Origin of the sequence: Aquisphaera insulae (genome assembly GCF_011064615.1) — a bacterium.
Classification (GTDB): domain Bacteria; phylum Planctomycetota; class Planctomycetia; order Isosphaerales; family Isosphaeraceae; genus Aquisphaera; species Aquisphaera insulae.
The window spans coordinates 34835-47788 of the sequence record NZ_JAALJH010000016.1; the positions used below are offsets into that span (position 1 = coordinate 34835).

At 67.5% G+C, this 12954-nt stretch carries 11 protein-coding genes; 5 read left to right on the forward strand and 6 right to left on the reverse strand.

Annotated elements, in window-relative coordinates:
* Nucleotides 1–37: 37 nt before the first annotated feature.
* From lnt to G6O54_RS11470, 3 genes are all read right to left on the reverse strand, one after another.
* On the reverse strand, nucleotides 38–1762 hold the full coding sequence (gene lnt, locus G6O54_RS11460; RefSeq protein WP_165224987.1) for an apolipoprotein N-acyltransferase: 1725 nt from the start codon (nucleotides 1760–1762) through the stop codon (nucleotides 38–40).
* Between the two features lie 97 nt (nucleotides 1763–1859).
* Nucleotides 1860–3083 carry a molybdopterin molybdotransferase MoeA gene (locus G6O54_RS11465; RefSeq protein WP_165224990.1) on the reverse strand — a complete coding sequence of 408 codons (1224 nt, stop codon included), beginning with the start codon at nucleotides 3081–3083 and terminating at the stop codon, nucleotides 1860–1862.
* Nucleotides 3084–3130: 47 nt separating this feature from the next.
* Nucleotides 3131–3700, reverse strand: coding sequence for an anthranilate synthase component II (locus G6O54_RS11470; RefSeq protein ID WP_165224993.1), 570 nt, complete (start codon nucleotides 3698–3700; stop codon nucleotides 3131–3133).
* A gap of 249 nt (nucleotides 3701–3949) precedes the next feature.
* Between G6O54_RS11470 and G6O54_RS11475 the strand changes: the two genes are divergently transcribed.
* From G6O54_RS11475 to G6O54_RS11490, 4 genes are all read left to right on the forward strand, one after another.
* On the forward strand, nucleotides 3950–4459 hold the full coding sequence (locus G6O54_RS11475) for a hypothetical protein (protein ID WP_165224996.1): 510 nt from the start codon (nucleotides 3950–3952) through the stop codon (nucleotides 4457–4459).
* Nucleotides 4460–5049: 590 nt separating this feature from the next.
* Entirely contained in the window at nucleotides 5050–5976 is a 927-nt protein-coding gene (locus G6O54_RS11480) for an ABC transporter ATP-binding protein (RefSeq protein WP_165225162.1), read from the forward strand.
* A 158-nt stretch (nucleotides 5977–6134) separates the two neighbouring features.
* Nucleotides 6135–8615: a hypothetical protein gene (locus tag G6O54_RS11485; RefSeq protein ID WP_165224999.1), complete on the forward strand. Its 2481-nt coding sequence runs from the start codon at nucleotides 6135–6137 to the stop codon at nucleotides 8613–8615.
* Entirely contained in the window at nucleotides 8612–10054 is a 1443-nt protein-coding gene (locus tag G6O54_RS11490; protein WP_165225002.1) for a hypothetical protein, read from the forward strand. The genes G6O54_RS11485 and G6O54_RS11490 overlap by 4 nt, the downstream gene beginning before the upstream one ends.
* 198 nt (nucleotides 10055–10252) lie before the next feature.
* On the opposite strand, the gene G6O54_RS11495 is transcribed toward G6O54_RS11490, so the two are convergent.
* The 3 genes from G6O54_RS11495 to G6O54_RS11505 all read right to left on the reverse strand — a co-directional run bounded on the left by G6O54_RS11495 (nucleotide 10253) and on the right by G6O54_RS11505 (nucleotide 12175).
* Nucleotides 10253–11206, reverse strand: a complete 954-nt coding sequence (locus tag G6O54_RS11495; RefSeq protein WP_165225005.1) for a D-2-hydroxyacid dehydrogenase — start codon at nucleotides 11204–11206, stop codon at nucleotides 10253–10255.
* A gap of 67 nt (nucleotides 11207–11273) precedes the next feature.
* Entirely contained in the window at nucleotides 11274–11741 is a 468-nt protein-coding gene (locus tag G6O54_RS11500) for a DCC1-like thiol-disulfide oxidoreductase family protein (protein WP_165225008.1), read from the reverse strand.
* 23 nt (nucleotides 11742–11764) lie between these two features.
* Nucleotides 11765–12175 (reverse strand): hypothetical protein, encoded by a 411-nt coding sequence (locus G6O54_RS11505; protein WP_165225011.1) that lies wholly within the window; start codon nucleotides 12173–12175, stop codon nucleotides 11765–11767.
* A gap of 130 nt (nucleotides 12176–12305) precedes the next feature.
* Here G6O54_RS11505 and G6O54_RS11510 point away from each other — a divergent pair, with 130 nt between their 5' ends.
* Nucleotides 12306–12947 carry a sigma-70 family RNA polymerase sigma factor gene (locus tag G6O54_RS11510; protein WP_165225013.1) on the forward strand — a complete coding sequence of 214 codons (642 nt, stop codon included), beginning with the start codon at nucleotides 12306–12308 and terminating at the stop codon, nucleotides 12945–12947.
* The last annotated feature ends 7 nt before the right edge of the window (nucleotides 12948–12954 follow it).

The window sequence follows — 12954 nt, forward strand, 5'->3', positions numbered from 1 at the left end:
TCCGATTGGCTTGAGGGGCTAATTCGATTCTACCGCTCTAAGCCACGTTTCGTCGCGCGGATCGGAACTTCATCAAGAACCCCATCGGCACCAGCCCGATGCTGACTGCAAGGCAGGACAGCCCCAGCCAGTCGCCCAGGATGGTGAAGTTACTCGTGCGATCGTCGAGGGGAACCTCGGCGTTGAGGACGCCGTCGGTATCGCGCGGGAGGGTCTGGCGGATCTCGCCGTTGCCGTCGACGAGTGCGGAGATGCCCGTGTTCACGGCCCGGACCAGGGGCACTCGGTGCTCGATCGCCCGGAAGACGCTGACGGCCAGGTGCATGTCCAGCTCGGCGGAACCGTGGAACCAGCCGTCGTTGGAGATGTTCACGAGCACGTCGGGCTCCGGGCCGCTCGCCTCGGCGAAGAACCGACGGATGACGTGCGGGACGGTGTCCTCGAAGCAGATGCCCACCGCCAGCCGGTAGGCGCCGAAGGGGAGGATCGTGGCGTCGCGACCGAAGGTCAGCGTCGGCACGTAGTCGTCGCCATAGGGAGTGAGGGCCTTCAACCAGGGCATCGATTCGAAGAAGGGGATGTACTCCCCGAACGGGACCAGGTGAATCTTGTGGTACGCGCGGACCTCCTGGGAATTGGGCTCGAGCAGGATCGCGGAGTTGTACTTGCTCATCTTCGTCGGCGTGTGGTCGGTGTAGGTCGCGCCCACGAGCATGGCGATCCCCGTCGAATCGGTCAGGCCGTGGAGGTAGGCGAGCGTCCGCCGTCGGTTCTCCAGCCAGTCCTCGACCGGCTCCGTCTTCGAGATCTGGGCCACCTGCCGTTTCAGCTCGTCGGCCGCCACCCCCGGGTCGAGCATGATGAACCGGTACGGATACGCGGTCTCCGGCCAGACGATCAGGTCGGGACGGGGCGTCGCGGCGGCGGCTTTCTCGATCAGGCGTTCGATCGCCTCGAGGATCGACAGGCCGTCGCCCCCCATCTTGTACCGCTGCTCGAAATTCGTCTGCAGGAGTGCCATCCGCGGACCCGGTCGGAACCGGGCCGTCGCGATCCGGAGCGTCCCGTAGCCGAGCGTCGCGACGACCAGGCCCAGGGTGATCCAGACCCGAATCGACTGCCTGGGCCTGAGTCTCGGCCCGCGCGGGGTGGCGTACAGCAGAGGCAGCGTCATCAGGTCGACCACGCAGGCATTCACCATGACGACCAGGAAGCTGATCCCCAGGGCGCTCGTCGTGTCGGCGATCTGGATCAGGGTCAGGAACCGGTACTGGCTGTGGCCCAGGTAATACCACGGGAAGCCGGTCAGGACGTGGGCGCGGAAATACTCCAGGGCCACCCAGACGATGGGGGCCGCGATCAGGAGCGGGATCCGGAGGCGGAAGACCGCCAGCCGGCAAAGGCCCAGGACGGTCGGCCACCAGAGCGACAGGAAGGTCGCCATCGCCAGCCAGGCGAGCCAGGCGGTCGGGTCGGTCAGCCGGATCCACTGCACCGAGGGGAGCCAGAAGGCCAGGCCGCCGAGCCAGGCCGAGGCGTAGTAGAGCCAGCGCCGGGCGGGCTGGACGGCCAGCCAGAAAAGAGGAACGAGGGCAACCCAGGCCAGCCAGTTCCATTCCAGTGGCGGGAAGGCGGTCCAGAGGAGGAGGCCGGAGAGGGTGCCGGCGGCCAGCGGGTGACTGGCCAATCGATCCCCGAAACGGCCTTCGCCCGCCGCGGACTCTGCCGACGATTCGGCCTCGAGGATTTGTGGAGTCGTCATGGCGGCCTCAATTCTCCTGAGGCGATCGAGGAACGAACACCCGGGTCGATCGCACGACCTTCCGTGGGGCCAGCCCGTCCGGGGGTTCGAGTCGATCCTATCGCATGGGCAGGAATCGAACAATTTCTCCCCGGGCGAAAACCCGATCTCCCGGAGAGAAGACCGCGAATCCGTCCGCCGTCGCCGCCGCCAGCACGTCCGCCGAGCCGATCGAATCCAGGATGTCGACCTCGAAGGGGCCCTCAACCACGGAGGAGGACCTGGTTGCCAGGCGATACGTCTCCAGATCACTCCGATGATTGCAGTCGCGGGCCAGTCGGCCCGAGATCATCCCCCGCGTCGCGTGCGGTCGGCCGGCGAGCCTTTCCAGCGCGGGGGCGACGAAGAGCACGAATCCGAGGAGCCCGCTGAGGGGATTGCCGGGGAGGCCGAAGACGAGCGTCCCGGGCCGACTGCCTCGCGTCGGCCCGACGCCGAACCAGAGCGGCTTGCCCGGCTTCATCCGGACTCGGTGGAAGACCTGGCGGACGCCCAGCGATTCGAGGACCCCCGGCACCAGGTCGCGGCGCCCGGCCGAGACGCCGCCGGTCACGAGCAGGACGTCGGACTCCAGCCCCGTCGCCAGGGCAGCCGCCAGGGCCTTCGGCTCGTCGGGAGCGATCGGCCTGATCCGCGGGGCGAGTCCGCGGTCGATGGCCAGCGCCGCCAGCATCGCCGCGTTCGAGTTGCGGATCTGGCCCGGGGCGGGGATCTCGCCGGGCTCCACCAACTCGTCCCCCGTCGGCACGATCGTCAGCTCGGGGCGGGGGATGACGCGGACAGTCGCGTACCCGACCGCGGCGAGCAGCCCGATGCGCGCGGGTGTCAGCTCGTTGCCGGCCTTGAGCAGCTCGTCCCCGCGGCGGTAGACCCTCCCCTGCGGCAGGATGTGCTGGCCGACCTTGACCGCGGCGGGAGGATGCAGGGTGACCTCGCCGTCGCTTTCCTCCGCGTGCTCGACGATGACCACGGCGTCCGCGCCGGCGGGCATGGGAGCACCCGTCATGATCGCCGCGGCCTCGCCGGGCCCGAGGGTCCGTGCGGAGGACTCGCCGGCGTGGATGGTCTCGGCCAGGCGGAAGCGACTTGCCGAACCCGGCATGTCCGCGGCCCGGATCGCATACCCGTCCATGAGCGACTTGTCGAAGGGAGGCTGGTCCGCGTCCGCCGCCACGTCCTCCGCCAGGACGAGGCGGGCGGCGTCCATCAGGGCAAGCCCGGTCGAGGGCAGGGGACTGGCCCGTTTCAGTACGAGTGCCATGGCCTCGTCGACGGTCAGCATGGATCGTCCATCCCGGTTGATCTCTCGATCGACGGGCTCGTTGGGCCTCATCCCTGGAGGAAGTTCCTGAGTAGCTTGATGCCCTCGGCCGTCAGGAAGCTCTCGGGATGGTACTGGACGCCTTCCAGGGGATAGGTCCGGTGCCGGACGCCCATGATCTCTCCCTGGTCGGTCCAGGCCACGACCTCGATCTCCGGAGGCAGCGTCCCCGGCTGGATCACCAGGCTGTGATAGCGGGTCGCCTCGAACGGATTGGCCAGGTCCCGGTAGACACCCTTGCCGTCGTGATGGATCCACGAGGTCTTGCCGTGCATGATCCGGTCGGCGCGGACGACGTTGGCCCCGAACGTATGGCCGATGCACTGGTGGCCGAGGCAGACCCCCAGGATCGGGATCCGCGGAGCCAGCCTGGCGATCAGGTCGTTGGAGATCCCGGCCTCCCTGGGCGTACACGGGCCGGGCGAGATGATCAGTCGGGACGGGGCGAGCGCCTCCACCTCCTGGAGCGACGTCCTGTCGTTGCGAATGACCTTCAAGTCCACGGTCGGGTCGATCTCGCCCAGGCGCTGGACCAGGTTGTAGGTGAAGGAATCGTAGTTGTCGATCAGGAGGATCATGACGAAACCCAGGACCAGCCGGAGGGGGCTCGGGGCGGTGCTCGCCGCCGAGTTGCCGGGACGATGCGATCGTAACGTCCCTGCCGCCGCTCCGGAAGAGAATCCGCGTGTGAACCCCCCTCGCGGAGTGCGGAGCGTGCTAGATTGAGACCGTCTGGATCCTCGCCCGGCCACGCCACGCGCGGGCCCCGCGGCGAGGCTCCCCCCGGCTCGCGGCCGCCGCCAAGGCATCGACACGGAGGTTCCCCAATGTCCACGACGATCCTGACCCTCACGCTCGCCTTGGCCCTGGGAAGCGCCTCGCAGTGCCCCGGGGCGGGCCGCTGCCCGCACGGCCACGCGTCCCATCGCCACGGGTCGGGCGGTTGGATCCTCCCGGACGGGCCCGGCGACGGCTGGGGCTTCCCCAACGGCAATCCGGACGGCATCGGCTGGTTCGACCCCGCCCCGCACCTGCCGCTGGGGGGGAATCGCACCGACGCCTACTTCTTCCCCCGCTACTTTGCCCATCCCCCCGAGCAGCTCTTCATGGGGACGTATCACAACCCCTACCTGATGGCCGGCCAGCGCTACCTGCCATACTCAGGCGGCGGCGGCTGCCACCCTGCCGGAGGCCCGCCACTTGACTCCGCCCTGACGCCGGTTCGTCCGTACAGCATGCTGAACAGCGCGAAGCCGGTCACCCCGGTCCCCCGACTCGGCGGGAAGGTGGAGGCCACGCCGGAAACCTCGTCCGGCAAGACCGGGTTGACGCCCTGAGGATGGCGCCGCGTACGAACGGACGTGCGCCCGGGAGTCAGGCCTGGGCGCGATCGCCCGGCTCGGTGGCGACCTTGTCCCCCCGGGCCCGGAGCGGTTCTTCTCCGGACCGGAGGACGAGGCAATTGCCGAGTCCCCCGGGACCCGCGGCGGTCGCAGTCCTTGCCAAGCCTGCCGGGCTTGCGTTAGCATGATTTGGTCTCGCCAACGGCCCCGTCGTGCCCGCAGGCAGGCCCGTGGGCGGGACGCTCCGGTCGATGTGAGGGAATCGTCCCGACGCGATTCGAACCTTGCCGGCCGGGCGTTCGTAGCAGAGCCAAACCCCGGGGCCATCCTGGCCGGACGAACTGCCGGACGGCGGCCTTCGCCCGGCCTCCACGACGGGTGGATGCGGGCCCCGCGGTTGCCGGCGTAGCCGATGATCGCTCGGTCGAGACGGCGCCCTTGTCGCGTACATCATCCTTATTGATTGCCCCCGACCGATCGTTGGCGGCCCGCATCTTCCCGATCGCGAAAGGCCCCTCGGCGCCCGACGCGCCCGCTTCCTTCCTGACCTGATCCATCGCGAGAGAAGGCCTCATCTGATGACTATGACTCCTGAGGTGATCATCGAGACGCGGAACCTGACCAAGGTCTACCGCGATTTCTGGGGACGCAAGAAGGTCCAGGCCCTCAAGGCCCTGGACCTCCAGGTCCATCGAGGCGAGATCTTCGGGCTGCTCGGGCCCAACGGCTCGGGCAAGACCACCACCATCAAGCTCCTGCTCGGGCTGCTCTTCCCCACCGAAGGGGACGCGCTGATCTTCAACGAGCCGACCTCGAACGTCACGAAGAACGAGCGGATCGGCTACCTGCCCGAGGAGTCGTACCTCTACAAGTTCCTCAACGCCGAGGAGACGCTCCAGTTCTACGGCCGCCTCTTCAAGATCCCGGCCGCGGAGCGGAACAAGCGGGTCGGCCAGTTGATCGACATGGTCGGGCTCTCCGGAGCCAAGCACCGCCAGCTCCGCGAGTATTCCAAGGGCATGCAGCGCCGGATCGGCCTGGCCCAGGCGCTGATCAATAACCCCGAGTTGATCCTGCTGGACGAGCCGACCTCGGGCCTCGACCCGATCGGGACCGCGGAGATCAAGGAGCTGATCCGCGACCTCCGGGAGCAGGGGAAGACCGTCGTCCTCTCGGGCCACCTGCTGGCCGACATGCAGGACATCTGCGACCGGATCGCCATCCTCCACCGTGGCGAGCTCAAGGAGCTGGGCAAGGTCACCGACCTTCTGACCGTCCAGGACGTGACCCAGGTCAAGGTCCGCAACCTCCCGCCGGCCGCGCTCGAGGAGGTCCGCCAGGTGATCCAGCGCCACGGCGGCGAGGACATCACGGTCGATCACCCGACGACCACGCTGGAGGAGCTCTTCCTCCGGATCGTCCGCGAGAGCGAGCTGCACCCGGGCCGGCGCAAGGTGGCCGGAGAGGCCGCGATGACCCCGGAGCTGGCGGAGTCCCGCTCCTCATCCTGAGACCGCGACGGACCTCCGCATCGCCAGCGGCCCGACCCGCCGCCCGGCCGTCTCGCCGTCGAGACCCCGGAGTCGGCCGTCGGCTCGGGCCGAAGTCACCGCATCCTTAGCACTCGCCGCGCCTTCATTCCGTCGCTATTCCCGGAGCTTCTTCATCCATGTCCTCGCTTCTCGCGTTGCCCTTACTCTGGGCCCAGGAGGCGGCCACCAATCAGGTCGCCCGGGAGATACCCAGATGGCTCAGGAACTTCGTCTTCTGGGCGTTCCTCTACGGTGAGCCGGGAATCATCCCCGAGAACACCGGCGGCATCAGCCTCCTCAACGGCTGGCTCGTCTGGATCCGGTCGATCAGCCTCCTCTGCCTGATCGGCTGGGTGGGCTCCTGGCTGGTGACCGCCATCAAGGAACGCTACCTGGTCCGCAACCGTTGGTACGACTACGCAGCCCTGGGCGCCTTCGTGATGATCTTCGTCACGGTCCTGCTCCGGACCCTGGAGGACGCCAAGCAGATCCCGACCTACAAGATCGGACCCATCGGCTTCACCTCGCTGCTGGCCTATCTGGTCGTCGCCGTCCTCATCCTCTGGGCCGAGCTCGGGCTCTGGCGGACGATCCGACGGTTCGGCTCGGCCGCGGACATACTGGTCCTGGTCGGGGTGCACGTCGCGCTCCTGTTCGGCCTGGGCGTCGGCTACCTCATGCACAGCCTCGGGTTCCTCTCGAACGTGACGCTGGGACAACGGCAGTCCACGACGGTCGACGGGCTCGTCTACGGCGCCCGGCTGAGCGCGACTTACATGGGATACGTGGTCCTGCTCCGGCTGATCGTCTCGGTGCTCCGCGAGGTCTTCTCGGTCCGAGGCCGCCGCCTCTTCGCCATCGCCCGGCTGACCGTGCACGAGGCCAATCGCCGGATGTGGGCCCCCTGGGTCGTGATCACGGTCTTCGGCCTGGTCCTGGCCTTCACGCACTGGTTCCTCGTGCCGCCGCGGCCGGCCGAGATGGGACGCCTCTTCGTCGGCACGCTGACCCTGCTCTGCTCGCTCCTGCTGACGGCCATGGTGACGCTGCTCACCCCCCTGAGCCTGCCCACCGATATCCAGCAGCAGACGATCTACACGGTCGTCACCAAGCCGGTGCGCCGGCTGGAGCTGATCTGGGGCCGGATGATCGGGTTCATGTTCCTGGTCACGATCCTGATCGTCGCCTTCGGCGGGATCAGCCTCATCTACCTGAGGCGGACGGTGGGTGCCACCATCGAGAACACCGAAAAGGCGGCCCTCAAGGCCAAGGACGAGAACCGCACCCGCGACTTCCGGATCCTGGGCGATCAGGCGGACCAGCTCCGCTCCCGGATGAAGGCCCGCGTGCCCGTGAAGGGCTCGCTCTCGTTCCTGGACTCGAGAGGCACGCCCCACGCCCTCGGGATCGACGTCGGCCAGGAGCAGAACATGAAGGAGCCGCGGAGCCACATCGAGGGGGCCACGGCGGCCACCGCGATCTGGAGCTTCGGCATCGTGCCCGACCCGTTCTCGCCGGCCACCCGCCCCCGGCCGATCGACCGTCGGATCCCGGTCAAGGACTTCCTCAGGGACAACACCGTCGAGGGGGAGCTGAACCGCCTCTACGAGCTCCAGGCCCTGGTCGTCCAGGCGCAGAAGGCCCGCGGCCAGGCCGCGCTTCCGCCCGCGGAGGTCACCAAGCTGGAAAGCAGCCTGGATCGGAACCAGAAGGAGATCGAGCGCGTCCGCGGCGAGTATGAGGCCCTTCAGAAGAAGTCCGCCGACCTCGAGGCCGAGATTGCCACGGCCGGCGGCGACGAGGCGCGAGTCAAATCGCTCAAGGAGCAACTCCAGGCGCTCCACTCCCCGGCGATCCCCATCGAGATGACCTTCAACGTCTACCGGACCACGAAGGGGAAGGTGGGCGAGCCGGTCCTGGCGGAGATGCACGTGGTCAATCCCCGCACCGGCGCGGATAACACGTCCATCTTCCCCGTCAAGGAATACTACACCAACCGCCAGTTCATCCCCGCGGCCATCCTCGCCGGCGGCGAGGGGGACCTCCGCGTCGAGATCCGCTGCATCCCGTCCACCCAGTACCTGGGGATGGCGGAGAGCGACCTCTATCTCCTCTCCAGCAACGGCCTCTTCGGCGTCAATTACATGAAGGGCCTCTTCGGCGTGTGGCTCCAGGCCATGGTGCTCACCGCCATCGGCGTCTTCGCCGGCACCTTCCTGAGCTGGCCCGTGGCCCTGCTCACGACCATCGCCTTCTTCTTCGCCGGCCAGCTCGCCTACAGCTTCCTCATCGACTTCACGCGGCAGTCGATCCTCGGCGGCGGCCCGTTCGAGTCCCTCGTCCGGCTGCTCACCCACGACAACCAGATGAGCGACCTGGCGCCCACCGCCGGCGCCCTCATCGCCAAGACCCTCGACTCGCTGGTGATGCCGCTGATGTCGCCGCTGGTCTACCTGGTCCCCAATTTCCAGGCCCTGGACGTCAGCAACACCGTCGCCGACGGCTTCGGGGTGAGCTGGGGGACCATCCTCGCGAACACGCTGCTCGCGATCGCCTACGCCTTGCCGTTCTCGATCGTCGGATACTTCATCCTCAAGAACCGTGAGGTGGCGGCATGAGAAACAACCAGATCAAGAAGATGGTCTACGGCGTCCTCATCGTCTTCCTCTTCGGGCTCATGTGGCCCTACGGCGAGTGGCTCACCGAGGAGAAGAAGCGGCAGGACCTGGGCGAGGCGGCCATCGGCCAGATCGACACCGGCAGCTTCATGATGAAGCTCTTCCTCCTGGGCGGCTTCCGCGGCATCGTCGCCAACTACCTCTGGCAGCAGGCCGAGGAGAACAAGCGGGACCACGACTGGGACCGCCTCAAGACCAACGTCGACATGATCACCCGGCTCCAGCCCCACTTCCTGGCAATCTGGACCTTCCAGAGCTGGAACCTCGCGTACAACGTCTCCGTGGAATGGGACGCCCCCGAGGACAAGTACGAGTGGATCAAGCAGGGGATCAAGTTCGTCCAGCGCGGCGTGGACTACAACCAGAACTCTCCGGACCTGATGTGGGACACCGCGTGGTACTACTACCACAAGCTCGGCTTCGCCGATGAATCGATCATCCTCCGCCGCCTCTTCCGCGACGACGAGGACGAGGAGTTCAAGACCTACTACGACCCCGACGCGGGCCTGAACGTCGTCAAGCACGACAACTTCCAGCTCGGCTACGGCTGGTTCCGCAAGGCCGTCGACAAGGTGGACGCCGGCGCCTCGCGACTGACCGAGGGGACCACGAAGGACGTCCAGCAGGTCCAGTTCGTCGACCCCACCCCCCAGCGCAAGGGGCGGCCCGACGACATCGCCTTCCGGTCGATGCCGGCCCACGCCCAGACCCACTACGCCGCCGGCCTGGAGAAGATGAGCATCGCCGGCATCGAGGCCACCTTCGGCGAGGTCGCGATGAACGAGTGGGACAAGGCCCTGAAACAGTGGGTCAGGTTCGGCGAGCACCCGTTCGAGGCGCCCAACGTCATCAATCGCAACGGCAAGCTCGAGCGGGACATGGTCCGGATCGACGACCGGACGCTCCCGAAGTACGAGGGCAAGGAGCTGAACGAGAACCAGAAGTACTGGGCCGACCGCTGGGCCAGCCAGATGAACTACCGCTACTGGAAGCAGCGCTGCGAGGCCGAAAAGACCCCCCTGGGTGTCCAGGCCCGCCAGCTCTTCTACGAGGGGACCAAGGCGTACAAGTCCGCCGACTTCCCCCAGGCCGCGGCCAAGTTCAAGCAGGGGCTCCTAGCCTGGAAGGAAAACCTCAAGGGCTTCCCCGTCTTCACGGATGACGACATCAACAAGAAGGAGACGGGCCTGATCGTCAAGCGCTACGAGCGCGTCCTCCAGCAGCTCCAGCAGAAGGTCCCCGACGACCTGCCGTTCAAGGATCTGCTGGAAGCGGCCAAGGCCGATACCACGGTCGACCCGTTCGACGCCATCGAGATGCTCGGCGTTGGCGCCGAGACCACCGGAGGGCCGGCACCCGCTCGGCCAGGCGGTCGTTGATCGCCCGATACCTCCCGACGTCTTTCGCGAAACGGCCCCGGCACCTCTCCTCAAGAAGTGCCGGGGCCGTTCGTGTTGACCTTCCTTCCCGTCGACTCACTTCCTCTCCCTATTATCTCCCTTTCTCTCTCCCCATGCTCTCCCTTTCTCTTACATCCTCTTCTCCGTGCCTCTGTGCCTCTGTGGTTGGTCCGGTCTTCAGTTCACCACGTTGATCGGCTTGCCGCGGAGGAACGCCTCCACGTTGGCCACGGTCGTCTCCATCAGTCTGCCGCGAGCCTCATCCGTGGCCCAGGCGATATGAGGGGTGATCAGGCAATTCCGGGCCTTCAGGAGTGGATTGTCGGGGCGGATCGGCTCCTTCGAGACGACATCGAGCGCCGCGGCGCCGAGCTTGCCGGCGTTGAGCGCCTCCGCCAGGTCCTCCTCGACGATCAGTCCGCCACGGGCCGTATTGATGAGGAAAGCGCCGGGCTTGACCCCGGCCAGCCGGTCCCGGTTGATCAGGCCGGCCGTCTGCTCGGTCATCGGACAGTGCAGGCTGATCACGTCGGAGGCGGCGAATAGCTCGTCGAGGCCGCAGAATCGCAAGGCCTCCGTCGACTCGACCGTACTGGTCGGGTCGAAGGCCAGGACCTTCATCCCGAATGCACTCGCCAGCTCGGCCGTCCGCCGGCCGATCCGGCCGTAGCCGACGATCCCCATCGTCTTGCCGGCCAGCTCGATCAGCCGGGTCTTGCGGAGCGAGAAATCGGGCTGGTCGGTCCACTCGCCGTCGCGTACGGCCTGGGCGTGGAGCGCCACGTGATGGCAGAGCTCGAGGAGCAGTGCGAAGACGTACTGGGCAACGGTCGGCGTCCCGTATACCGGGACGTTCGAGACCGGGATCCCGCGGTTCCGGGCGGCCTTCAGGTCCACGCAGTCGAAGCCCGTCGCCAGCACGGTGATGAACTTCAGATCGGGCAGGCCGGCAAGGGCTTCCTCCCGGATGGGCGTCTTGTTGGTCGCAACGACGGTGGCGCCCGCGGCCCGTTCGAGGACCTGATCGGCGGTGCTCACGTCGTGGTAGATCACCTCGCCGAGACGCTCGAGCCCCGCCCAGGCGCCCCTCTCGGGGGCGAGAGTCCGGCCATCCAGGATGACGATCTTCACGGTACGGAATCCTCCGGGAGCCTTGGAGCGGAGGGGGGAGCGTATGATCCCCCCGATATCCGGGCCATTATGATGCATCCCGCCCGGCCTTGGGATTCCGAACCGGCTGAATCGCTCGGACGCAGGCCGCTTCGCCGACCTGGTGCAGGGTCCCGGCGATCTCGGCCTCACTGGCGAGGCGGAGCCAGCGGGAGACGCTGGCCCGCCGCCGCGAGAGGAGCGCGAAGCCCTGCCGGGCTAGCGGCAAGAGCAGGGGGTGGGCCAGCCGGTTGCTCCACTCGCGGTAATCCTCCAGGGCGAAGAGGCACATGATCCAGGCGCTCCCCTCGCGATAGACGGCGCCGTCGTCGCTGACGACGACGAGCTCGTCAGGGTCCTCATCGGGCGGCGTCAGGCCCGGGAAGAGGCGCGCCGCCAGGGGGGAGCCCGCCGGGATGAACGTGAGGGGGATGATCGCCGGCTGCGAAGCCAGCCAGCGGCGGGCCCAGCTACACAGCCCGCATCGCGAGTCGTAGAGGACGAAGAGCTTTTCCATGGGAGGGCCTCCGGTTTAGGCATTCATTCCGCCGCCCACGTCCCGACAGGGGTGACGAACTGCTCCGGCGAGACCGGCGGCTTCTGGCTCCGAAGCAGGGCCTTGCGGCGCATTCGGGCGAAAACATAGAGGTTGAAGAAATGCATCCCGCCCAGGACCAGGAGCACCAGGCCGACCTTGGTGCTGATCACCTCGATGCTCTCCGCGAGGTCATGCGGCTGGGTGCCATACCGGAGCGCCAGGGCGACGTAGCCCACGTTGATCAGGTAAAATCCCACGACCAGCAGGTTGTTGACGGCGTCGGCGAGCGCCTCGTTGTGGCCGAAGGTGTCGGACAGGAAGACCCGGCCGTTGCGGGCCAGGGTCCTCGCCACCCAGATGGTCGTCGCGACGCTCAGGAACAGGTAGGTGAGATGGGCATAGACCGTGTACATGGCAATCTCCTCTTGGTGACGATGGACCGGCGGAGCCCGCGGCTCCTCGTGGAGTGAACCGCGGGGATTCTCGGGGATTAACGGCAACCGTGACGATTTTCCCCGCCAGCGAGTCGGAGCCAGATCGGGCATGTGGCCGGACGAGGAAGAGACGCAACGGTTGCTCGACCAGGTGGAGCGAGGCGCGCCGGGGGCCGCGGACGAGCTCTGGGAACGGCATCGGCCCGCCCTTCGGAGGATGATCGGCGTCCGGCTCGACCGGGCGCTCGGCCGTCGGCTGGATGCCAGCGACGTCGTGCAGGACGTCCTGCTCAAGGCCAGCCGGAGGCTCGATGATTACCTCCGCGATCCGGCGATGCCCTTCCATCTCTGGCTCCGATCCCTCGCCCGCGATAACGTGATCGACGCCCACCGTCGGCATCGCGCGGCCGGTCGGCGAAGCCTCGATCGGGAGCAGCCGCTCGCGCCGCGGGGCGGCCCGGGATCGGATTCCGTCGGCTCGACATTCGACCTCGCGGCCCGGATCCGCGACGACGCCCCGACCCCGGCCGCGCAGGCCATGCTCGAGGAGCTGAAGGGCCGCTTCCGCGAGGCGCTGGCATGCCTGGACGAGCCCGATCGCGAGGTCGTCCTGCTCCGTCACTTCGAGCAGCTCACGAACTCCGAGGCCGCCCGGGCCCTGGGGCTCAGCGAGGCCGCGGCCGGCATGCGACACCTGCGGGCGCTCCGACGACTGCGAGCGATCCTCGGCGACGACTCGTCGCGTCCATGAAACTCCT

Bases quoted from the DNA above. Each gene is read 5' to 3' on its own strand.
- lnt (WP_165224987.1), bottom strand. From the start codon at position 1,762: ATGACGACTCCACAAATCCTCGAGGCCGAATCGTCGGCAGAGTCCGCG.
- G6O54_RS11465 (WP_165224990.1), bottom strand. From the start codon at position 3,083: ATGCTGACCGTCGACGAGGCCATGGCACTCGTACTGAAACGGGCCAGT.
- G6O54_RS11470 (WP_165224993.1), bottom strand. From the start codon at position 3,700: ATGATCCTCCTGATCGACAACTACGATTCCTTCACCTACAACCTGGTC.
- G6O54_RS11475 (WP_165224996.1), top strand. From the start codon at position 3,950: ATGTCCACGACGATCCTGACCCTCACGCTCGCCTTGGCCCTGGGAAGC.
- G6O54_RS11480 (WP_165225162.1), top strand. From the start codon at position 5,050: ATGACTCCTGAGGTGATCATCGAGACGCGGAACCTGACCAAGGTCTAC.
- G6O54_RS11485 (WP_165224999.1), top strand. From the start codon at position 6,135: ATGTCCTCGCTTCTCGCGTTGCCCTTACTCTGGGCCCAGGAGGCGGCC.
- G6O54_RS11490 (WP_165225002.1), top strand. From the start codon at position 8,612: ATGAGAAACAACCAGATCAAGAAGATGGTCTACGGCGTCCTCATCGTC.
- G6O54_RS11500 (WP_165225008.1), bottom strand. From the start codon at position 11,741: ATGGAAAAGCTCTTCGTCCTCTACGACTCGCGATGCGGGCTGTGTAGC.
- G6O54_RS11505 (WP_165225011.1), bottom strand. From the start codon at position 12,175: ATGTACACGGTCTATGCCCATCTCACCTACCTGTTCCTGAGCGTCGCG.
- G6O54_RS11510 (WP_165225013.1), top strand. From the start codon at position 12,306: ATGTGGCCGGACGAGGAAGAGACGCAACGGTTGCTCGACCAGGTGGAG.